Annotated in this window: 15 protein-coding genes; 7 read left to right on the top strand and 8 right to left on the bottom strand. The window is 66.8% G+C overall.

Features of this window, described 5'->3' with window-relative positions; genetic code table 11:
* The first annotated feature begins 16 nt into the window (after positions 1 to 16).
* Complete coding sequence (locus tag ACCD06_RS04230; RefSeq protein WP_109157755.1) at positions 17 to 694, top strand: dienelactone hydrolase family protein; 678 nt, start codon at positions 17 to 19, stop codon at positions 692 to 694.
* On the opposite strand, the gene ACCD06_RS04225 is transcribed toward ACCD06_RS04230, so the two are convergent.
* The 3 genes from ACCD06_RS04225 to ACCD06_RS04215 form a co-directional block, all read right to left on the bottom strand.
* A complete protein-coding gene (locus ACCD06_RS04225; protein WP_109157754.1) occupies positions 606 to 1,373 on the bottom strand; it encodes a sulfite oxidase heme-binding subunit YedZ in 768 nt (255 codons plus the stop codon). The two genes, ACCD06_RS04230 and ACCD06_RS04225, sit on opposite strands and share 89 nt — an antisense overlap.
* A gap of 2 nt (positions 1,374 to 1,375) precedes the next feature.
* Positions 1,376 to 2,323 carry a protein-methionine-sulfoxide reductase catalytic subunit MsrP gene (gene msrP, locus ACCD06_RS04220; RefSeq protein WP_136703506.1) on the bottom strand — a complete coding sequence of 316 codons (948 nt, stop codon included), beginning with the start codon at positions 2,321 to 2,323 and terminating at the stop codon, positions 1,376 to 1,378.
* A gap of 97 nt (positions 2,324 to 2,420) precedes the next feature.
* Positions 2,421 to 2,561, bottom strand: coding sequence for a hypothetical protein (locus ACCD06_RS04215; protein ID WP_158282097.1), 141 nt, complete (start codon positions 2,559 to 2,561; stop codon positions 2,421 to 2,423).
* A 556-nt stretch (positions 2,562 to 3,117) separates the two neighbouring features.
* Here ACCD06_RS04215 and ACCD06_RS04210 point away from each other — a divergent pair.
* The 5 genes from ACCD06_RS04210 to ACCD06_RS04190 all read left to right on the top strand — a co-directional run bounded on the left by ACCD06_RS04210 (position 3,118) and on the right by ACCD06_RS04190 (position 12,507).
* Entirely contained in the window at positions 3,118 to 9,033 is a 5,916-nt protein-coding gene (locus ACCD06_RS04210) for a HAMP domain-containing protein (protein ID WP_413339008.1), read from the top strand.
* Entirely contained in the window at positions 9,030 to 11,408 is a 2,379-nt protein-coding gene (locus ACCD06_RS04205; protein ID WP_413339006.1) for a response regulator, read from the top strand. Before ACCD06_RS04210 ends, ACCD06_RS04205 begins: the two co-directional genes overlap by 4 nt.
* Before the next feature lie 66 nt (positions 11,409 to 11,474).
* A complete protein-coding gene (locus ACCD06_RS04200; protein WP_109153612.1) occupies positions 11,475 to 11,849 on the top strand; it encodes a hypothetical protein in 375 nt (124 codons plus the stop codon).
* A gap of 113 nt (positions 11,850 to 11,962) precedes the next feature.
* Positions 11,963 to 12,232 (top strand): DUF5985 family protein, encoded by a 270-nt coding sequence (locus ACCD06_RS04195; RefSeq protein WP_199232030.1) that lies wholly within the window; start codon positions 11,963 to 11,965, stop codon positions 12,230 to 12,232.
* Positions 12,232 to 12,507: a DUF5985 family protein gene (locus ACCD06_RS04190; RefSeq protein WP_109153614.1), complete on the top strand. Its 276-nt coding sequence runs from the start codon at positions 12,232 to 12,234 to the stop codon at positions 12,505 to 12,507. The genes ACCD06_RS04195 and ACCD06_RS04190 overlap by 1 nt, the downstream gene beginning before the upstream one ends.
* Positions 12,508 to 12,511: 4 nt before the next feature.
* On the opposite strand, the gene ACCD06_RS04185 is transcribed toward ACCD06_RS04190, so the two are convergent.
* On the bottom strand, positions 12,512 to 12,886 hold the full coding sequence (locus ACCD06_RS04185) for a hypothetical protein (protein WP_247871427.1): 375 nt from the start codon (positions 12,884 to 12,886) through the stop codon (positions 12,512 to 12,514).
* Positions 12,887 to 13,137: 251 nt separating this feature from the next.
* Between ACCD06_RS04185 and purT the strand changes: the two genes are divergently transcribed.
* On the top strand, positions 13,138 to 14,307 hold the full coding sequence (gene purT, locus ACCD06_RS04180; RefSeq protein WP_413339003.1) for a formate-dependent phosphoribosylglycinamide formyltransferase: 1,170 nt from the start codon (positions 13,138 to 13,140) through the stop codon (positions 14,305 to 14,307).
* A 55-nt stretch (positions 14,308 to 14,362) separates the two neighbouring features.
* Here purT and ACCD06_RS04175 read toward each other — a convergent pair whose 3' ends face one another.
* From ACCD06_RS04175 to ACCD06_RS04160, 4 genes are all read right to left on the bottom strand, one after another.
* A complete protein-coding gene (locus ACCD06_RS04175) occupies positions 14,363 to 15,541 on the bottom strand; it encodes a hypothetical protein (RefSeq protein WP_413339001.1) in 1,179 nt (392 codons plus the stop codon).
* A gap of 233 nt (positions 15,542 to 15,774) precedes the next feature.
* On the bottom strand, positions 15,775 to 17,010 hold the full coding sequence (locus tag ACCD06_RS04170) for an MFS transporter (RefSeq protein ID WP_413338999.1): 1,236 nt from the start codon (positions 17,008 to 17,010) through the stop codon (positions 15,775 to 15,777).
* A complete protein-coding gene (locus tag ACCD06_RS04165) occupies positions 17,011 to 18,180 on the bottom strand; it encodes a thiolase family protein (protein ID WP_413338997.1) in 1,170 nt (389 codons plus the stop codon). It abuts the gene before it with no gap.
* Positions 18,177 to 19,664 (bottom strand): class I adenylate-forming enzyme family protein, encoded by a 1,488-nt coding sequence (locus ACCD06_RS04160; protein WP_413338995.1) that lies wholly within the window; start codon positions 19,662 to 19,664, stop codon positions 18,177 to 18,179. Before ACCD06_RS04160 ends, ACCD06_RS04165 begins: the two co-directional genes overlap by 4 nt.
* Positions 19,665 to 19,668 lie beyond the last annotated feature (4 nt).

Genomic DNA, 19,668 nt, shown 5'->3' with positions numbered 1-19,668 from the left:
GATGAGGGTTCGGGACATGAGTGACGCATCGGCCGCCGGCTGGATCGAACTGAAGGCGGCGGACGGCCACCGGCTGCGCGCCTATCGGGCGCCGGCCAAGGGCGAGGAGATCGGGCGCCTGATCGTGGCGCCGGAGATCTTCGGCATCAACCACCACATCCGCAGCGTCTGCGACGGCTTCGCTCAGCAGGGCTTCACCACCGTGGCGCCGGACCTGTTCGATCGGGCCGAACGCGGGGTCGAACTGCCCTATGACGATGCCGGCATTCAGAGGGGCATCGCGCTGAAGGGCGCGGTGGCGACCGTCGATGCCCTGCAGGACGTTGCCGCGGCGCTGGCCTATCTGGGCGGTGACGGGTCGGCCGCCATCGTCGGCTATTGCTGGGGCGGCAGCATCGCCTGGGCGGCGGCCTCGTCTCTGCCGGTGCGTGCGGCCATCGGCTATTACGGCGGGGAGATCGGCAAGACGCTGGACAGCGCCCCGCGCGTGCCGACCCTGCTTCATTTCGGCGAGCAGGACCACGCCATCCCGCTGTCGGTCGCCGAGGGGGTACGCTCGCGCTATCCGTGGGTGCCGGTGCATGTCTATCCGGCCGGCCACGGCTTCAACTGCGACGAGCGGGGGAGCTTCCATCCGGAAAGTGCGGTGCTTGCGCTTCGCCGGACCGTTGGACTGCTGCGGGCCGTGTTCTGACCGGAGCTTGCCGAGCTTCCTTCCGCCGTCTGTCCTTATGAGATCCCAGCCGGATCGGCCAGCGGCGGAAGGCCAGCAGCCCGATGCAGATCAGTGCATAGATCAGCGGCGTGGTCTGCCAGCCCTTCACCAACATGATGAAGTGCAGGCAGCCGGCCAGCCCGGCAATGAACACACCCTTGTGGAGGGCGCGCCAGCGCTTGCCGCCCAGCCGCTTCACCATGCCGTCGGTGGAGGTGGCGGCCAGTGCCGTCAGGATCAGGAAGGCGCCCATGCCGACCGTGATGTAGGGCCGCTTGACGATGTCCTTCCAGATCGCCGCCCAGTCGAAGAACTGGTCCAGCCCGATATAGGTGGACAGGTGGACGCAGGCGTAGAAGAAGGCGAACAGCCCCAGCATCCGGCGGAAGCGCGCCAGTCCGGCCACCCCCGTCAGCATGCGCAGCGGCGTCAGCGCCAGCGCGATCAGCAGGAAGCGCAGGGCCCAGAGTCCGCTGGCCTTGACGCTTTCCAGCACCGGCTCGGCGCCCAGCTCGCCGGTGTAGGCGAGCCAGACGGTCCAGACCAGGGGAACCAGGGCGGCGGTGAAGACGACCGGCTTGGCCCAGCGGGACGCAAGGGCGGCGTTGGCGGCGGTGCGCCAATCGACGCCGCCTGCGGTGGCTATGGGGGCGGGCATGGTCAGAAATTCGCCTTCAGGTCCATCCCGGCATAGAGCGACGCGACCTCTTCGCCGTAGCCGTTGAAGGGCAGCGTCTTGCGGCGGGAGAATTCGCCGACCCGCCGTTCCGTCGCCTGGCTCCAGCGCGGGTGGTCGACCTCCGGATTGACGTTGGAGTAGAAGCCGTATTCGCTCGACTGAGCCTTGTTCCAGGCGGTCGGCGGCTGGTCCTTCACCAGCGTGATCTTGACGATCGACTTGATCGACTTGAAGCCGTACTTCCACGGCACCACCAACCGGATCGGTGCGCCGTTCTGGTTGGGCAGAACCTCGCCATACATGCCGACGGCCAGCAGGGTCAGGGGGTGCATCGCCTCGTCCAGCCGCAGCCCCTCGGTATAGGGCCAATTCAGCACCCAGGAGCGCAGGCCGGGCATCTGCTTCGGGTCGTTCAGGGTCTGGAAGGCGACGTATTTGGCATTGCCGGTCGGCTCCACCCGCTTCAGCAGCTCGGCCAGCGGGAAGCCGACCCAGGGGATCACCATCGACCAGCCCTCGACGCAACGCAGGCGGTAGATGCGCTCCTCCATCGGGAATTTCAGCATATCCTCGATGCCGATGGTCATCGGCTTAGCGACCTCGCCGCCGATGGCGATTTCCCACGGGCGGGTCTTCAGCGTGCCGGCATTCTCGGCCGGATCGCTCTTGCCGGTGCCGAACTCGTAGAAGTTGTTATAGGTGGTGGCCGACTTCATCGGCGTCGTCGGATCGAACTTCGGATCTGCCGGCTTGATCGTGGTCGGCGCCTCGAAGGCTGCCGCCAGCGCGTTGCCGCTCCACACCGGCAGGCTGCCCAGCGCCATCGCGGCGGCGCCACCGGCCATCAGGCTGCGGCGCGACAGGAAAAGCTCCCGCGGCGTCACCTCGTCTTCGCGCGCCTGCGACGCGGTGGGGAAATTGAACAGCATCGACCCTCTCCCGAACGGACCATTCCTGCCACTAACCATAGGTCCGCAGCCGGCCGACGGCAAATCACGGGGTCTACACGATTGCGTGAGCGGGAGGTCAGCGCCGGTCCAGCGGGATCACCACTGCCGGTCCGCCCAATGCACCGCCGAACCCGCCGCCGCGCGCCACGCGCCGCGCCGGAAAGGGCAGCACGTCGGCCGGCGGGCGCGGCGGGCTGAGGATCGGCAATCCGGTCAATCCGGGCATTCCGGCGAAAGAATGGGCCAAGGCCACGCCTTGGTGACAGGCGCGCATCCAAGAGAACATGCAGCACATCGAAGCCTGCATGGTAAATGTCCACAGAGTCATGGCCAAGCCCCGGGCTGTGAAGAAGGTCGGGTTGTCTTGCCCCGCGGAAGGCGGCCGGTGCCGGAAAGACCCGCCGTGGGTGGAACCTTAACGATGACGGCGGGTGAATCGTTCCGGCACCCCGTCGATACGCAATGGTCATTCGGCTGAATGAACGAGCTGATGAAGCCGGGCAAGCGCAAGAACCGGCCCTCTCCGTCATAAGTCATAGGCATAACCCTTCCGCACGAATTCGCGCCGCCTACGAAAGGCTAAATTGACCGGAATCGCCTTTACTTCATCGTGCGGGGCTGTAGGACTGCGCAGTCAATCTTCGGACTGGGGTGATGTACGCACAGCCTTGTTGCGGGCACTCGGCATTCCGGTTGTGTTGGCTTGCGTTTTCTTCCACCGCGCAGCAGAGCGGTTTTACAGAGCGATTTCGGGGATGGGCGGAGCGCGGTCCATGGTGGGCTCGGCGCGCGGATTGGGGAACGGCATGACGGCGATGGTCGAGATGGCGGACGCGTTGGATCCGAAGGTTCTGCTGATGGCCCTGCGACAACTGCGCAAGGGCGATTTCTCGGTGAGGTTGCCGCTCGACCTCACCGGGATCGACGGCGAGATCGCCGCCGCCTTCAACGACGTGGTCGAGCTGAACCACAACCTGACCACCGAGACCAGCCGGCTCAGCGTCGCCATCGGCAAGGAAGGCCGCATCAGCCAGCGCGCCAAGCTGAACAACGCCTCCGGCGGGTGGGAAACCTGCGTCGACAGCATCAACACGCTGGTCGGCGACATGATCCAGCCGACGACGGAAATCGCCCGCGTCATTGGCGCCGTCGCCAAGGGCGACCTGTCCAAGACCATGGCGCTGGAAATCGAAGGCCGCCCGCTGCAGGGCGAGTTCCTGCGCACCGCCCGCAACGTCAACACCATGGTTGAGCAGCTCGTCACCGTCACCACCGAACTGACGCGCGTGGCGCGCGAGGTCGGGATCGAGGGCAAGCTGGGCGGTCAGGCCCAGGTGAAGGGGGTTGCCGGCACCTGGAAGGATCTGACCGAGAACGTCAACGTGATGGCGGCCAACCTGACCGGTCAGGTCCGCAACATCGCGGAGGTGACGACCGCGGTCGCCAAGGGCGATCTGTCGAAGAAGATCACTGTCGACGTGAAGGGCGAAATCCTTGAGCTGAAATCCACCATCAACACCATGGTGGACCAGCTGAACAGCTTCGCCTCGGAAGTGACGCGCGTGGCGCGCGAAGTGGGCTCCGAAGGCAAGCTGGGCGGTCAGGCGAAGGTCGAGGGTGTCGGCGGCACCTGGAAGGACCTGACCGACAATGTGAACATGATGGCGGAGAACCTGACGGGTCAGGTCCGCAACATCGCCGAAGTGACGACGGCGGTCGCGAAGGGCGACCTGTCGAAGAAGATCACCGTCGACGTGAAGGGCGAGATCCTTGAACTGAAATCCACCATCAACACCATGGTGGACCAGCTGAACAGCTTCGCCTCGGAAGTGACGCGCGTGGCGCGCGAGGTGGGCTCCGAAGGTAAGCTGGGCGGTCAGGCGAAGGTCGAGGGTGTCGGCGGCACCTGGAAGGATCTCACCGACAGCGTGAACATGATGGCGGCCAACCTGACGGGTCAGGTCCGCAACATCGCCGACGTGACCACCGCTGTCGCGACGGGCGATCTGTCGAAGAAGATCACCGTCGACGTGAAGGGTGAGATCCTTGAACTGAAGTCGACCATCAACACGATGGTGGACCAGTTGAACAGCTTCGCCTCGGAAGTGACACGCGTGGCGCGAGAGGTGGGCTCCGAGGGCAAGCTGGGCGGTCAGGCGCGCGTGGAAGGCGTCGGCGGCACCTGGAAGGATCTGACCGACAGCGTGAACTTGATGGCGGCGAACCTGACGGGGCAGGTGCGCAACATCGCCGATGTGACGACCGCCGTCGCCAACGGCGATCTGTCCAAGAAGATCACCGTGCCGGTGAAGGGCGAAATCCTGGAGTTGAAGAACACCATCAACACGATGGTGGACCAGCTGAACAGCTTCGCCTCGGAAGTGACGCGCGTCGCCAGGGAAGTGGGTTCGGAAGGAAAACTGGGCGGTCAGGCGCAGGTGAAGGGCGTCGGCGGCACCTGGAAGGACCTGACCGACAGCGTGAACGCGATGGCGACCAACCTGACCGGTCAGGTCCGCAACATCGCGGAGGTGACGACGGCGGTCGCCAACGGTGACTTGTCGAAGAAGATCACCGTCGACGTGAAGGGCGAAATTCTGGAGCTGAAATCCACCATCAACACCATGGTGGATCAGCTGAACAGCTTCGCCTCGGAAGTGACGCGCGTCGCCAGGGAAGTGGGTTCGGAAGGAAAACTGGGTGGTCAGGCCCAGGTGAAGGGCGTTGCCGGCACCTGGAAGGATTTGACCGACAATGTGAACGCGATGGCGACCAACCTGACCGGTCAGGTGCGCAACATCGCGGAGGTGACGACCGCCGTCGCGAATGGCGACCTGTCGAAGAAGATCACCGTCGATGTGAAGGGCGAGATCCTGGAGCTGAAATCCACCATCAACACCATGGTGGACCAGCTGAACAGCTTCGCCTCCGAAGTCGCCCGCGTGGCGCGCGAGGTGGGCATCGAGGGCAAGCTGGGCGGTCAGGCGCAGGTGAAGGGGGTTGCCGGCACCTGGAAGGATCTGACCGACAACGTGAACATGATGGCGGCGAACCTGACCGGTCAGGTGCGTAACATCGCCGAAGTCACCACCGCGGTCGCCAAGGGCGATTTGTCGAAGAAGATCACCGTCGACGTGAAGGGCGAGATCTTCGAACTGAAATCCACCATCAACACCATGGTGGATCAGCTGAACAGCTTTGCTTCGGAAGTGACGCGCGTGGCGCGCGAAGTGGGCTCCGAAGGCAAGCTGGGCGGTCAGGCAAAGGTTGAGGGCGTCGGCGGCACCTGGAAGGACCTGACCGACAACGTGAACATGATGGCGGCCAACCTGACGGGTCAGGTGCGCGGCATCGCCAGCGTCGTCACCGCGGTTGCCGACGGTGACCTGAAGCGCAAGCTGGCGGTGGACGCCAAGGGCGAGATCGCGGCGCTGGCCAACACCATCAACGGCATGATCGACACGCTGGCGACCTTCGCCGATCAGGTCACCAACGTGGCGCGCGAGGTGGGCATCGAAGGCAAGCTGGGTGGTCAGGCCCGCGTGCCGGGCGCCGCCGGGCTGTGGAAGGACCTGACGGAGAACGTGAACCAGCTGGCCGCCAACCTGACCACCCAGGTGCGCGCCATCGCCGAGGTCGCCACCGCGGTGACCAAGGGCGACCTGACCCGCTCCATCACCGTGGAGGCGATGGGCGAGGTCGCGGCGCTGAAGGACAACATCAACGAGATGATCCGCAATCTTCGCGACACGACGCTGAAGAATGCGGAGCAGGATTGGCTGAAGACCAACCTCGCCAAATTCACCCGCATGCTGCAGGGCGAACGCGATCTGGTCACCGTCTCCAACATGATCCTGTCGGAGATCGCGCCGCTGGTGAACGCCCAGCACGGCGTCTTCTACGTCGCCACCCGCGACCGCGACGAACCGCTGCTGGAGCTGGTCGCCTCCTACGCGCTGAAGGAGCGCAAGAACCTGTCCAACCGCTTCCACCTGAAGGAAGGTCTGGTCGGGCAGTGCGCCTACGAGAAGAAGCGCATCCTGCTGACCAATGTGCCGCGCGACTATGTGTCGATCAGCTCCGGCCTGGGCGAGGCGCCGCCGCTGAACATCATTGTCCTGCCGGTGCTGTTCGAGGACGACGTGAAGGCGGTGATCGAGCTGGCCAGCTTCGGCCGCTTCAGCGAGACGCACCAGAGCTTCCTGGAGCAGCTGACCGAGAGCATTGGCATCGTTTTGAACACCATTGCCGCCAACATGCGCACCGAAGGCCTGCTGAAGCAGTCGCAGCGGCTGACCACCGAACTGCAGAGCCAGCAGGAAGAGCTGAAGACCACCAACGAGCGGCTGGAACAGCAGGCCGCCTCGCTGCGCAAGTCGGAAGAGCTGCTGAAGGCCCAGCAGGAAAAGCTGACCACCACCAACGAGGCGCTGGAGGAAAAGGCCGAACAGCTGGAGAAGCAGAACATCGAGGTCGAGCGCAAGAACCGCGAGGTCGTGCTCGCCAAGGCGGCGCTGGAGGAGAAGGCGGAACAACTTGCCCTGACTTCCAAATACAAGTCGCAGTTCCTGGCGAACATGAGCCACGAGCTGCGCACGCCGCTGAACAGCCTGCTGATCCTGTCGAAGCTGCTGGCCGACAACCCAGACACCAACCTGTCCGACCGTCAGGTGGAGTTCGCCCGCACCATCCATTCCGCCGGATCCGACCTGCTGGGGCTCATCAACGACATCCTCGACCTGTCGAAGATCGAATCCGGCACCGTCACGCTGGAAATCGGCGAGGTCGTGCTGGGCGACCTGCGCAACCATGTCGAGCGCACCTTCTCGCAGATGGCGCAGGAGAAGAAGCTGGACTTCACCATCGAGATGGACGAGGCGCTGCCCGCAAGCGTCCAGACCGACGAGAAGCGGCTGGCCCAGGTGCTGAACAACCTGCTGTCCAATGCCTTCAAGTTCACCGAGAGCGGCGGCATCACCTTCCGCGTCGCCCCGGCGACCGAGGGCTGGAGCGCGGCGCACCCGACGCTGGATGCGGCATCGTCAGTATTGGCCTTCACCGTCACCGACACCGGCATCGGCATCCCCGAGGACAAGCAGCGCATCATCTTCGAGGCGTTCCAGCAGGCCGACGGCACCACCAGCCGCAAATACGGCGGCACCGGCCTGGGGCTGTCGATCAGCCGCGAGATCGCCCGGCTGCTGGGCGGCGAAATCCGCGTTTCCAGCACGCCCGGCAAGGGCAGCTCCTTCACCCTATTCGTTCCGCGCAGCTTCGACACCATCGCGGAACCCGCTGCCCCGCTGGGTACCCCCGCGATCGGTACCTCCCCGGCGCCGGCGGGGCTTCTGCCCAAGCGGACGGACACGGCGACCCGGCCGGTGGTGGCGTCAGGCCCGCAGGAGGGGTTGGCTCTGCTCGACATGCCGCCGGGCGGTGACGACCGTGAAAAGCTGCGCCCCGGCGAACCTGTCGTGCTGATCGTGGAGGATGACAGCACCTTCGCCTCCATCCTGCTCGATCTGGCGCGGGAGAAGGGCTTCCGCACCATCCTGTCCAGCGGCGGGTCGGCGGCGTTGCCGCTGGCGCGCAAATACCGGCCGGACGCCGTGCTGCTCGACATCGGGCTGCCGGACATGGACGGCTGGGCGCTGCTCGACCTGCTGAAGCGCGATCCTCAGACCCGGCACATCCCGGTCCACGTCATCTCCGCCAAGGACGAGCGCCGGCGCGGCCTGTCGATGGGCGCCTTCGACTATTCGGAAAAGCCGGTGGAGCGCGAGGCGATCTTCGACGCCCTGAACCGGGTGAAGAGCTTCAAGGAGCGCGACCACCGCAAGCTGCTGGTGGTGGAGAAGGACAGCCCGCAGCCGGGCGGCGTCGCCGCCCTGATCGGCAACGGCGACGTCGAGACCCACACCGTCACCTCGATCGAGGCGGCGATGGCGGCGCTGACGGCCGACCGCTTCGACTGCATGGTGCTGGACCTGTCCAGCCCGACCCTGCCCGGACCGGTCACGGTGGATTTCGAGCTGATCGAATGGCTGCGCACCCGCGACACGCTCGCTTGGATGCCGGTGGTGGTCTATGTCGCCGCCGACATCGCGCCGGAGGACGAGGCGCGGCTGCGCCGGCTGGCCGAGACGGTGGTGCTGAAGAGCGCGCGCTCGCCGGCCGGGCTGCTTGACGAGACCGCGCTGTTCCTTCACCGCGCCGTCGACCGGCTGCCCGACGAGAAGCGGCGCAGCATCCTGGATTTGCGCCAGCATGACCCGGCGCTGGCCGGCAAGCGGGTGCTGGTGATCGACGACGACATCCGGAACATCTTCTCGCTCGCCAGCGTCATGGAGGCCCACAAGATCGAGGTCCTGCATGCCGAAAGCGGGCGCGAGGGCATCGAGCGGCTGCGTGCCGATCCCAACGTGGACGTGGTGCTGGTCGACATCATGATGCCGGAGATGGACGGCTATGAGACCATGCGCACCATCCGCAGCATCGAGGAGTTCCGCGGCCTGCCGATGATCGCCGTCACCGCCAAGGCGATGAAGGGCGACCGCGACAAGTGTATCGAAGCCGGCGCCACCGATTACATCGCCAAGCCGGTGGACATCGACCATCTGCTGTCGCTGCTGCGGATCTGGACCGCCAAGGGCAACCGGCCGCAGCCGCGCGGCGGAGTGCAGCCATGACCCGGCGCAAGCTCCAGACGGCGCGGAGGGGGCGGCGCACGCCCTTCGTCCCGCCGCCGGCCAGTCCGGTGCCTCCGGTTCGCCGGTCCACCCTGCTCGGCACCACCAGCGTCCCGATGCCCGGCGAGGGCGCTGTTCGCCAGACGCTTCTGCCGGCGGCCCCTGCACCCGACGTGACGCCGGTGCCACCGTCCTCCGGCCAGGCTGCCGTCCCCGCGGGATGGGAAAGCGGAACCATGACCAGCGATTCGAATCCCCAGCCCGACAAGGCGGACGTCGCGATCCTGATCGTCGACGACGACCCGCGGAACCTGTTCGCCGTGCGCGAGACGCTGGAGGATCTGGGGGCGCAACTGGTGCTCGCCCGATCGGGGGAGGAGGCGCTGAAACATCTGCTGCGGCAGGACTTCGCGCTGATCCTGCTGGACGTCCACATGCCGAGCATGGACGGCTACGAGACGGCGGAACTGATCCGCCTGCGCGAGAAGTCCCGCCACATCCCGATCATCTTCCTAACCGCCATCAACAAGGACGAGACGCACATCTTCCGCGGCTATACCACCGGCGCCGTGGACTACATGTTCAAGCCCGTCGACCCGTTGATCCTGAAATGCAAGGTGGCGGTCTTCGTCGATCTCTACCGCAAGACCGAGGAGGTGAAGCGCGAGGTCGAGGCCAAGCAGCGCCTGCTGGACGAGAATGAGCGGGTGCGGCGCGAGATGCGGCAGGCCGAACAGGCGTTGCGCCGGTCGGAGGAGCGGCAGGCGCTGATCCTGGGCCAGCTTCCCATCGTGCTCTACACCGCCGACCTGACGCCGGGCATTCCGTTCCGCTACCTGTCGGACACCACGGAAACGGTGCTGGGCTGCCCCGCGTCCCGCTTCATTGAGGATCCGCAATTCTGGGAAAGCGGGCTGCATCCGGACGACCGCAGCCGCGTGCTGCGCCAGCTGGAGGCGGTCCACGAAACCGGGCTGACCATGGTGGAATACCGCTGGCGCGGCCCGGACGGCGGTGAACGCCATCTGCTGGACCAGGCCGTCGTCGTGCGTGACGAGGAGGGCGTGCCGACCGAGCTGTTCGGCACCATCATGGACGTGACCGAGACCCGCCAGGCCCAGCAGCAGCTCGCCCACGCGCAGAAGATGGAGATGGTCGGCCGGCTGACCGGCGGCATCGCCCATGACTTCAACAACATGTTGATGGTGGTGATCGGCAGCCTGGAGCGTCTGGTCCCCGGCCTCGCCGACGACCCCAAGGCGGCGCGGCGGGCGGAGATGGCGCTGCAGGCGGCGCTGCGCTGTTCCGACATGACGCGGCGGCTGCTGACCTTCGCCCGGCGCCAGCAGCTTCACCCGGAGCCGGTGGATCTCGGCGCACTGGTCGCCGGCATGGGCGAGCTGATGGAGCGCACGCTGGGCGGGGCCGTCGCCATCGCCATCGAGGCGCCGCCGGCCGATGCCGAACCGCTGTGGATCGCCTCGGTCGATCGCTCGCAGGCGGAATCTGCTCTGCTCAACCTCGTCATCAACGCCCGCGACGCCATGCCCGGTGGCGGCGCCCTTCGGATCCGCACCGCGAATACCCGATTCGAGGAGCCGCAGACGGCGCACGGCATGTCGGTTCCGGCCGGCGACTATATCCTCCTGTCGGTGTCGGACAGCGGATGCGGCATGCCGCCGGACGTGCTGGAACGCGCCTTCGAACCCTTCTTCACCACCAAGGAAACGGGGAAGGGCACAGGGCTCGGTCTTGCCATGATCCATGGCTTCGTCAAGCAGTCGGGCGGGCTGATCGGCATCGACAGCACTCCCGGCGCCGGCACCACCTTCCGACTCTATCTGCCGCGGGCGACGATGGACGCCCTGCAAACCCCCACTCCGGACGAGGACGGCGCCGACGAGGCCTTCGCCGGCCGCGGCGAGACGGTGCTGGTGGTGGATGACGACGCCGACGTGCGGGCGGTCGCCGTCCAGGCGGTGACGGCGCTCGGATACCGCGTGCTGGAAGCCGACGGGGCGGAAGCGGCGCTGACCCTGCTGGACCGGCAGCCGGTCGACCTTCTGTTCACCGACATCGTGATGCCCGGCGGGCTGAACGGGCGCGAACTGGCGCTGGAGGGGTTGCGCCGCCATCCCTCGCTGCGGGTGCTGTTCGCGTCGGGCTATGCCAACGGAACCAGTGCGCCGGAGCCGGAGGCCGGCGCGTCCGCCGACACCGGCAGCGCCGCCGATCCCGGCGCCGTGCTGGGGGCCGTGCTGAGCCGGGCGGAAACGCTGCCGAAGCCTTACCGCGACGGCGTTCTGGCCCGTGCCCTGCGGCGCGCGCTGGATTTGCAGGCCCCTCTCGCCCCGGCGGAGGCCGTCCGGGGATGATGAGGGGGATCGAGGGCGGCGCCGCCCAACGCCGCCGGTTGTGCATATCAGGTCAGGTTCCGGTTCATGGTTTTGTCCGACGACGCGCTTACCCTGCTCAGAAGCTCCATTCGATCCGTCTGGGCGTTGGAACTGCTTTTGCTGTTGCGCCGACATCCCGATCGGGACTGGTCGAATGGCGACCTCGTGAGGGAGTTGCGCGGCAGCGACGTCGTGGTTCAGGAGGCGCTGGGCGGCTTTCTCGGTGCCGGGCTACTGGTGGCGTTGGCGGACGGCAGTCACCGCTACCAGCCCGCCGCCCCGATCCTCGACAAATGGGTGGAGGAGATCGCGCAGGCCTATGCCACCCGTCCGTCCGCCATCATCCGCGAGATCTTCGCGGCACCCGGCAACAAGGTGCAGGTATTCGCCGACTCCTTCAGGTTCCGCCTCAATGACTGAGATTTATTGGACAGAGACGATGGCTGTTTCGACAATGGCTGTACTCGTTATGAATAAACCCGGCCCGCATCGGCTCCCCTCCCCGCCGGGGAGAGGGAAAGAAGGGCGCTGACATGGATGTCCTGAAGTCTGCGGTCTATCTGCTGTGTTTCGCCGCCAGCCTGCTGTGCATGGTGCTGCTGCTGCGCAGTTACCTGCGGTCGCACAGCCGTCTGCTACTGTGGAGCACGCTGTGCTTCGTCGGGTTGGCGATCAACAACCTGCTGCTGTTCATCGACGTGGTCATTCTGCCGACGGAGGTCGACCTGCTGCCGTTCCGCCATCTCTCCGCGCTGGCCGGGGTCGGGATCCTGCTGTACGGCTTCATCTGGGATGCCGAGTGATGTTGCCCACGACTTACAGTTTTTTCACCGGGGCGCTGGCGGCGCTGTATGCGGTCGCGGGGATGTTCTTCCTCAGCTTCTGGAGACGGACGCGCGATGCGCTGTTCGCCAGCTTCGCATTGGCTTTTGCGCTGCTGGCGATCAATCAGGTGGTGCTGGCGCTGGGCGGGCTGGAGCGGGAGGAGCAGAGCTGGGTCTATGTGTTGCGCCTGCTGGCCTTCCTGCTGATCATCGCAGGCATCGCTCGCAAGAATCTGGAGGGACGGCGGCGCTGACCGGTCATTTGCGGCCGTCGCCGAAACGGCGGCAGTCCCATTCGTCGCTGCCCGCCTCCGCCCGCCCGCCGTTGGAGGTGCGGTAGCGCGCATCGTCGCACCGGCCATTGCCGGCATAGCGGCTGTAGCCGCCGTGGCCCCGGCTTCGGTACCCGTTGTCGTAGCCGTTGCCGTAATAGCCGCCATTGTCGTAGCCGCCGCGACGGTGATGGTGCCGGCCGCGGTTGTAATCGCCATCGTCGTCGTCATCACCGGCGGTGGCGGCCAGCACGCCCAGCCCGACCACAGCGGCGCCGATCAGCAGGGCGCCCGCCATGTCGTCGTTGCCGTTGCCGGCACAGCCGGGCAAGGCCAGCGATGCCGCCAAGCAAGCGGCCATCACGGTCCTGCCACCGAAAACTCCGCGCCGTGCCACCGTTTCCATCGCCGCCTCCCGGAATAGGGCTTCATTTACGCATGAACACATGATCGGCGTTTTTCATCCGATGCCATTATAATTTCATTTTCGAAATATTTGTTCTGCGCCTCTCTCGCTCGACCGATGCATACGGAAGGATCGCGGCGGGGCTTGGCCCGGCCGGCGGGAAGCCCTATGGTCGGGCTGCTGTCGCCAATAAGGGGAGTGCGTGGATGTTCACCGCCAGGATCCTTCTGCTCGGCTCCGGAGAGTTGGGCAAGGAATTCGTCATCGCGGCCAAGCGGCTGGGCTGCGAGGTCATCGCCTGCGACAGCTATGCCAACGCCCCGGCGATGCAGGTCGCCGACGCGGCTGAGGTGTTCTCCATGCTGGACGCCGACGCCCTGCGCGCCGCCATTGCCAAGCACCGCCCAGACTATATCGTGCCGGAGGTGGAGGCGATCCGCACCGAGGTGCTGCACGAGTTCGAGGATACCGGCACCACCGTCGTGCCCTCGGCCCGCGCCGCCACCATGACGATGAACCGCGACCGCATCCGCGAGGTCGCCGCGACCGAACTCGGCCTGCGCACCTCGCGCTACCGCTATGCCGAGAGCCTGGAGGAGGTGCGCGCCGGAGCCGAGCACACCGGTTTCCCCTGCGTCGTCAAGCCGGTGATGTCGTCGTCCGGCAAGGGGCAGAGCACGGTGCAGGACGCCGCCGGGCTGGAGGCCGCCTGGAACTACGCGGTGGCGAACATGCGCGGCGACCGCCGCAAGGTGATCGTCGAGGAGTTCGTCCCCTTCGAATACGAGATCACGCTGCTGACCGTCCGCACCCGCGACGGCATCCTCTATTGCGAGCCGATCGGCCATCGGCAGGAGCGCGGCGACTACCAGGAATCCTGGCAGCCGGTGGCCATGCCGCAGGCGATGCTGGACGACGCCAAGGCGATGGCGGCGCGGGTCGTCGACAATCTCGGCGGCTATGGGATCTTCGGCGTCGAGTTCTTCGTGACGGCCGACGAGGTCATCTTCTCCGAACTGTCGCCGCGCCCGCACGACACCGGCATGGTCACGCTGCTGTCGCAGAATTTGTCGGAGTTCGAACTGCACGCCCGCGCCATCCTGGGCCTGCCGATCCCGAACATCGTCTGCCGCGCCCCGTCGGCGTCGGCCGTCATCCTGGCCGACCGCGAGGCGGAGAATTTCCGCATCGAGGGGCTGGCCGAGGCGCTGCGCCTCGGGTCTGCGGAACAGGAAGTTGACGTCCGCCTGTTCGGCAAGCCGACCACCCGCAAGAACCGCCGCATGGGCGTGGCGCTCGCCACCGGCAGCGACACCGACGATGCACGGGCGCGGGCCAAGCTGGCGGCCGACAAGGTGACGATCCGGTATCTGTGAATTGTCAGGCGATGCGGCGGGCAAGGTGGGTGCCCGCCGCCCGCCGCGCGTCCGCTTACGAGATTGCTGCCAGCGTCCCGGACATAGCGTCCGGCTCAAGCATCGGGGCCGCCCGTCCCGTGGTGGTCAGCGGGAGAGTGGAACGCCCTTCGCGATAGCCAAACGTGACGTAGTGGGTGGCCGCAGCCGCCTCGGTGCTGCCCAAGGCACGCTGCACATCGGGATTGCGCGCCAGATAGGCCGCCGCGTTGAAGGTGATCGTTCGCCCTTCCAGCCGCCCGGTGCTGGCGTAGTGCAACGCCGCGGCAGTCGTGTCGGGGCCGAACGCCCGGATCAGATCCGGGTTCGCCGCGATATAGCTCATGGCGTTGAACGTCGTGCTGCGCCCTTCCGACCGGCCGAAAGTGATGTAATGCTCCGTCGCGGCCGCAGTGTTCGTGCCGAAGGCAGCAGCAAGATCGCGGTTTGCAGCCAGATAGCCGGCGGCATCAAATGTCGTCGACCGGTTTTCGAGGTGCCCCGTCTGTGCGTAATGGAGAAAGGCAGCCGTACCGTTGGTCCCGAACGCGGCGGCCAAGTCGCGGTTGGCTGCGAGATAGCTCATCGCGTCGAAGGCGGTCGCGCTGGAGGATGAGACCGTACGGTCGGAAAACCGGATATATTCGACATTCCGAATCAGATCGGATCCATTGAGCCGGTCGATGACCGCGGACTGGCCGCCGTAGCTCATCAGTTTATTGGGCGCATAGCTCTGGCTGGAAATGACCGTATCGACGCCGTCACCTCCGTCGATCGTATCGACTCCATATCCGCCGCTGATCAGATCATCGCCGCCGCCGCCGCTGATATAGTCGTTTCCGTTATATCCATGGAGCGTGTCGGCATAGGACGATCCAAAGATCTGGTCGCCGCCGGACAGGATGTTCTGGGTGGTCAGCGCATAGGACAAGCTGTAGACGCTGGAAAAGCTGATGTTGGCATTGCTGAACGACAGCAGCGGGCTTCCGCCGGGCAGGGTTGCCGACACGGAAGTTATCCTTCCGGACGCATTGTAATCGGTAATGTTGAATGACCCGTTGACGGTAATGTCCATCACCGGCGCCCCGTTCAGCGTATAACGGAACGCAATCTGCGAAGAATTTTGCGTAAGAAGGGAGTAATTGTCGTAAACGATACCGGCGGTATCTCCGGAGCCCGATAAATTGATTGAAACATTCGCAACGACAGTGGTCATTCCGGGGCCTCGAGAAATCCGATGGAAGTATGGCTGATGGGATACTCTGTAGCAGCTGATTTCAGGGGCGGCATCGCCGTGCCCTGCGTCACCATCGCGTATCCCATTCTACGGTCGCCTTCATGCCACCGGTTGGAAGCGGTGACCGTTAAAGCATGCTCAAAAGGGTAAATGCGCAATCTTAGAATGTCGAGAATGTATGAGTGGATTTCGCTTCCGGCGTGTGGATGCGTCTAACGTCCCAGAAGCCGGTCCACCCGCCGCAGGGCCGGGAACATCACCGCCCACAGGCCGGCGAGGCCCACTGCGCCGACGCCGCCCAGCACCACCGCCGGAACCGCGCCGACAAGAGCCGCCACGCTGCCGGATTCGAACTCGCCCAACTGGTTGGAGGCGCCGATGAACAGCGAGGTGACGGCGCCGACCCGGCCGCGCATGTCGTCGGGGGTGGAGAGCTGGATCAGCGTCTGGCGGACGAACATGCTGACCTGATCGGTGGCGCCGACGGCCAACAGGGCGATGAAGGACAATACCGGATCGGCCGACAGGCCGAAGGCGATGGTGGCGACACCGAACCCGGCCACCGCCACCAGCATCCAGCGCCCGGCATGGCGCTTCACGCCCCAGCGGGTGATGACCATCGCCATTGCGAGCGCCCCCAGCGCCGGGGCCGAGCGCAGCAGGCCGAGCCCCCACGGCCCGACATGCAGCACATCGCGCGCATAGATCGGCAGCAGCGCCGTCGCCCCGCCGAGCAGAACCGCGAACAGGTCGAGCGAGATGGCGCCCAGGATCTCCGGCCGGCTGCGGATGAAGGCGGCGCCGGCCAGCATGCTGGTCAGGCTCATGGCGCGCTTGGTCATGGTGACGGGGCGCGGCCGGCAGGCGGCGATCAGCAGGACCGACAGCACCAGCATCGCCGTGCTGACGCCATAGACCGCCGCCGGGCCGGCGATGTAGAGCAGCCCGCCCAGCGCCGGACCGGAGATCTGCGCCACCTGCACCCCCGACGACTGCCAGGCGACGGCATTGGGCAAATCCTCCACGGGAACGGTCGCCGACAGGATCGCCTGGTTGGCCGGCCCCTCGAAGGATTTAGCGAGGCCGATCAGCGCCACCACGGCGAAAATCGCGTGGGGCGACAGGCCGCCGGCCATGGTCAGCAGGAACAGGGCGGCCACGGCGATCATCTCGATCGACAGGGCGCCGAACAGCACCGTCTTGCGGTCATTGTTGTCGACCACATGGCCGGCCACCAAAACCAGCGCCAGCGTGGGCAGGAACTGGAACAGCCCGACCAGACCGAGGTCGAGCGGGTCGCCGGTCATGGCATAGACCTGCCAGCCAACCGCCACCACCTGCATCTGGATCGCCAGCATCGAACAGACCCGCGCGCTCCAGAACAGGGCGAAGGCGCGGTGACGGAAGGCCGACCGGAAACTATCCCCGGCCGTGGCGGCGCTGGTCATTCAAACGGGCTCCAGAAGTGTGGCGAGCCCCAGCCCGCCGCCGATGCCGAGCGTCGCGAGCCCCCGGCGGGGCGTGGTGCCCGCTGCCGGGAACAGCAGCTCGGTGAACAGGCGCGTCACCAGGATGGCCCCCGACGCGCCATAGGGATGGCCGAGCGCCAGCGCGCCGCCGCCGACCGACACGCGCGCCGGGTCGATGCCGAGGGCGTCAAGGCTGGCCAGCACCTGGGCGGCGAAGGCCTCGTTGAACTCGACGAGGTCGATGTCGGCGACGGACAGGCCGGGATTGCGGGCAAGCAGTTTCGTCACCGCCGGGATCGGGCCGGTGCCCAGCAGCTTGGGATCGACGCCGGCCGCCGTGCTGTCGACCACAGCCAGTCCGCGGGTCAGGCCGAGTTCGCGGAACTTGCGCTCCGACACCACGGCGACCACGGCGGCGCCGTCATTGACCGGGCAGGCGTTGCCGGCGGTCACGGTGCCGTCGGGCCGCAGAATGGGGCGCAGGGCCGTCAATTTCTCAAGGCTGGTGTCGGCGCGCGGGCACTCGTCGCGGTCGATGACGCGGCCATCACGCAGGGTGAGCGGCACGATCTCGCGGTCGAACCGACCGGCGGCTTGTGCGGCGACGGCCTTGCGGTGGCTGTCCAGCGCGTAGCGGTCCTGGCGGGCGCGGTCGATGCCGTGGACGGCGGCGACATTCTCCGCCGCTTCGATCATCGACGGGTCGCCGATCTCGTCGGGGGCGAAGCGGGCGCGGTCGTAGAAGGTCGGGCTGCGGTAGAGGCTGGACGGCTTGGCGACGCGCCAGGGGGCGGTGCTGGTGCTCTCCACCCCGCCGGCGAGTACGACGTCGCAGGCGCCGGACTGCACCAGCCGGGCGGCGAGGTTGACCGCCTCCAGCCCCGATCCGCACTGCCGGTCCACCGTGACGCCGGGCACCGAAACCGGCAGGCCGGCGGCCAACGCCGACAGCCGCGCGACATTGCCGCCGGGACCGACCGCGTTGCCCAGCAGCACCTCGTCCACCTCCGCCGGGTCGATGGCGGCGTCGGCCAGCACGGCACGAATGACCGGGGCGGCGAGGTCCTCGACGGGAAGCTCGCGCAAGCTGCCGCCGATGCGGCCGACGGGCGTACGGCGTGCGGCGACGATGATCGGGCGGTTGCTCATTCCACCACCTCCAGCCCGCCGGCTCTTGCCCGCTCACGAACATCGGCGCGGGCGATCTTGCCGCTGCCGGTCAGGGGCATGTCGGCCGCCGCGAAGACCCGCCGTGGCGCCTTGTAGGCTTCAAGCCGCTCCTGACACCAGCCGCGCAACTCGGTCAGCGAGGCGCGGGCCGCGCCGCGCCACCAGACGACGGCGGACAGGGCGTCGCCCCAATAGGGATCCGGCAGGCCGAACACCACCGCCTCCGCCACCGCGGGATGGGCGCGCAGGGCCGCTTCGACCTCAGCCGGGTAGACGTTCAGGCCGCCGGTGATGATCATGTCGCCGGCCCGGCCGACCAGCCGGAGCCAGCCCTCGCCGTCGATCCAGCCATAGTCGCCGACCGTGCCCCAGCCTTCGTGCTCGCGATAGCCGGCGCCGTCGGTGGTGCCGAGATAGCCGTCGCTCAGCATGCCGCTGCGCACCCAGACGGTGCCGGGTAGGCCGCGCTCCACCGGATGGCCGTCATCGTCGCGCAGGCTCAGCTCCACCCCATGGAAGGGGCGGCCGACGCTGTCGGCGGGGGCGCCTTCGCGCGACGAGCGCAGGCTGACGAAGCTCAACTCCGACGCGCCGTAATATTCCAGCACAGCGGCATCCGGGCAGAGCGCGGACAGCCGGTCATGCACCGCGGGGGCGAGCTTGGCGCCGGAACAGACCACCCGGCGCAGGGCGGGAAAATGCCGGCCGTCGCGTTCCGCGGCGTCGAGGATGCCGACCAGCATCGTCGGCACCAGCACCAGCGTGGTGATGCCGCAGGTCGCCAACTGCATCGCCGCATCGCTGGCATCGAACTTCGGCTGCACCCGCACCATGGCGCCGGCCGACAGCCCCTCCACCGCGCCATAGAGGCCGAGGCCATGGACCAGCGGTCCCGGCACCAGGACGACATCATCGGGTCCGATGCCGAACTCCACCCGGCTCGCCTCCAGCGTCGCCAGCCAGGAGCCCTGGTTGCGGATGAAGGCCTTCGGCCGCCCGGTGGTGCCGGAGGTGAAGCCGACCAGGAAGGGCGTTTTCGGATCGATCGCGGGGATGCTCCAGCCCGCCGCTTGTTTGGCGATCCAGTCGGAAACGGTGTCCGTCCTCAGGTGCAGGTCGGGGCGAAAGGTGTCGAGGGCTGCGGCGGTCTGCGTGGCGCTCCATTTCGGGTCGAGCAGTCCGACGATCCCGCCGGCCGCAACGATGCCGAAGAACAGCGCCGGCAACTCCGCCCGGTTGGCGAGGCTGAGCGCCACACGCGGCGGCGCACCGTCCCGGCGCAGGGCTGATACTCCGGCCCCCACCCGCCGCACTTGGTCGAGCAGGGTGCCGTAGGACACCACCTCGTCACCGAAGACCAGCGCCGGATGGGCGGGCGCCCGCCCGCTGGCCGTTGCGAAGGGGCGGGCGAGGTTGTCTGCCCCGGTATAGCCGCCGGCCAAAGACAGTCGGTCAGTCGCCATTCGA

Origin of the sequence: Azospirillum sp. CT11-132, from assembly GCF_047302835.1 — a bacterium.
Taxonomy (GTDB): Bacteria; Pseudomonadota; Alphaproteobacteria; order Azospirillales; family Azospirillaceae; genus Azospirillum.
This window is presented reverse-complemented; position numbering and strand designations above follow the sequence as displayed.

Bases quoted from the DNA above. Each gene is read 5' to 3' on its own strand.
- ACCD06_RS04230 (WP_109157755.1), top strand. From the start codon at position 17: ATGAGTGACGCATCGGCCGCCGGCTGGATCGAACTGAAGGCGGCGGAC.
- ACCD06_RS04225 (WP_109157754.1), bottom strand. From the start codon at position 1,373: ATGCCCGCCCCCATAGCCACCGCAGGCGGCGTCGATTGGCGCACCGCC.
- msrP (WP_136703506.1), bottom strand. From the start codon at position 2,323: ATGCTGTTCAATTTCCCCACCGCGTCGCAGGCGCGCGAAGACGAGGTG.
- ACCD06_RS04210 (WP_413339008.1), top strand. From the start codon at position 3,118: ATGGTGGGCTCGGCGCGCGGATTGGGGAACGGCATGACGGCGATGGTC.
- ACCD06_RS04205 (WP_413339006.1), top strand. From the start codon at position 9,030: ATGACCCGGCGCAAGCTCCAGACGGCGCGGAGGGGGCGGCGCACGCCC.
- ACCD06_RS04200 (WP_109153612.1), top strand. From the start codon at position 11,475: ATGGTTTTGTCCGACGACGCGCTTACCCTGCTCAGAAGCTCCATTCGA.
- ACCD06_RS04195 (WP_199232030.1), top strand. From the start codon at position 11,963: ATGGATGTCCTGAAGTCTGCGGTCTATCTGCTGTGTTTCGCCGCCAGC.
- ACCD06_RS04190 (WP_109153614.1), top strand. From the start codon at position 12,232: ATGTTGCCCACGACTTACAGTTTTTTCACCGGGGCGCTGGCGGCGCTG.
- ACCD06_RS04185 (WP_247871427.1), bottom strand. From the start codon at position 12,886: ATGGCCGCTTGCTTGGCGGCATCGCTGGCCTTGCCCGGCTGTGCCGGC.
- purT (WP_413339003.1), top strand. From the start codon at position 13,138: ATGTTCACCGCCAGGATCCTTCTGCTCGGCTCCGGAGAGTTGGGCAAG.
- ACCD06_RS04175 (WP_413339001.1), bottom strand. From the start codon at position 15,541: ATGACCACTGTCGTTGCGAATGTTTCAATCAATTTATCGGGCTCCGGA.
- ACCD06_RS04170 (WP_413338999.1), bottom strand. From the start codon at position 17,010: ATGACCAGCGCCGCCACGGCCGGGGATAGTTTCCGGTCGGCCTTCCGT.
- ACCD06_RS04165 (WP_413338997.1), bottom strand. From the start codon at position 18,180: ATGAGCAACCGCCCGATCATCGTCGCCGCACGCCGTACGCCCGTCGGC.
- ACCD06_RS04160 (WP_413338995.1), bottom strand. From the start codon at position 19,664: ATGGCGACTGACCGACTGTCTTTGGCCGGCGGCTATACCGGGGCAGAC.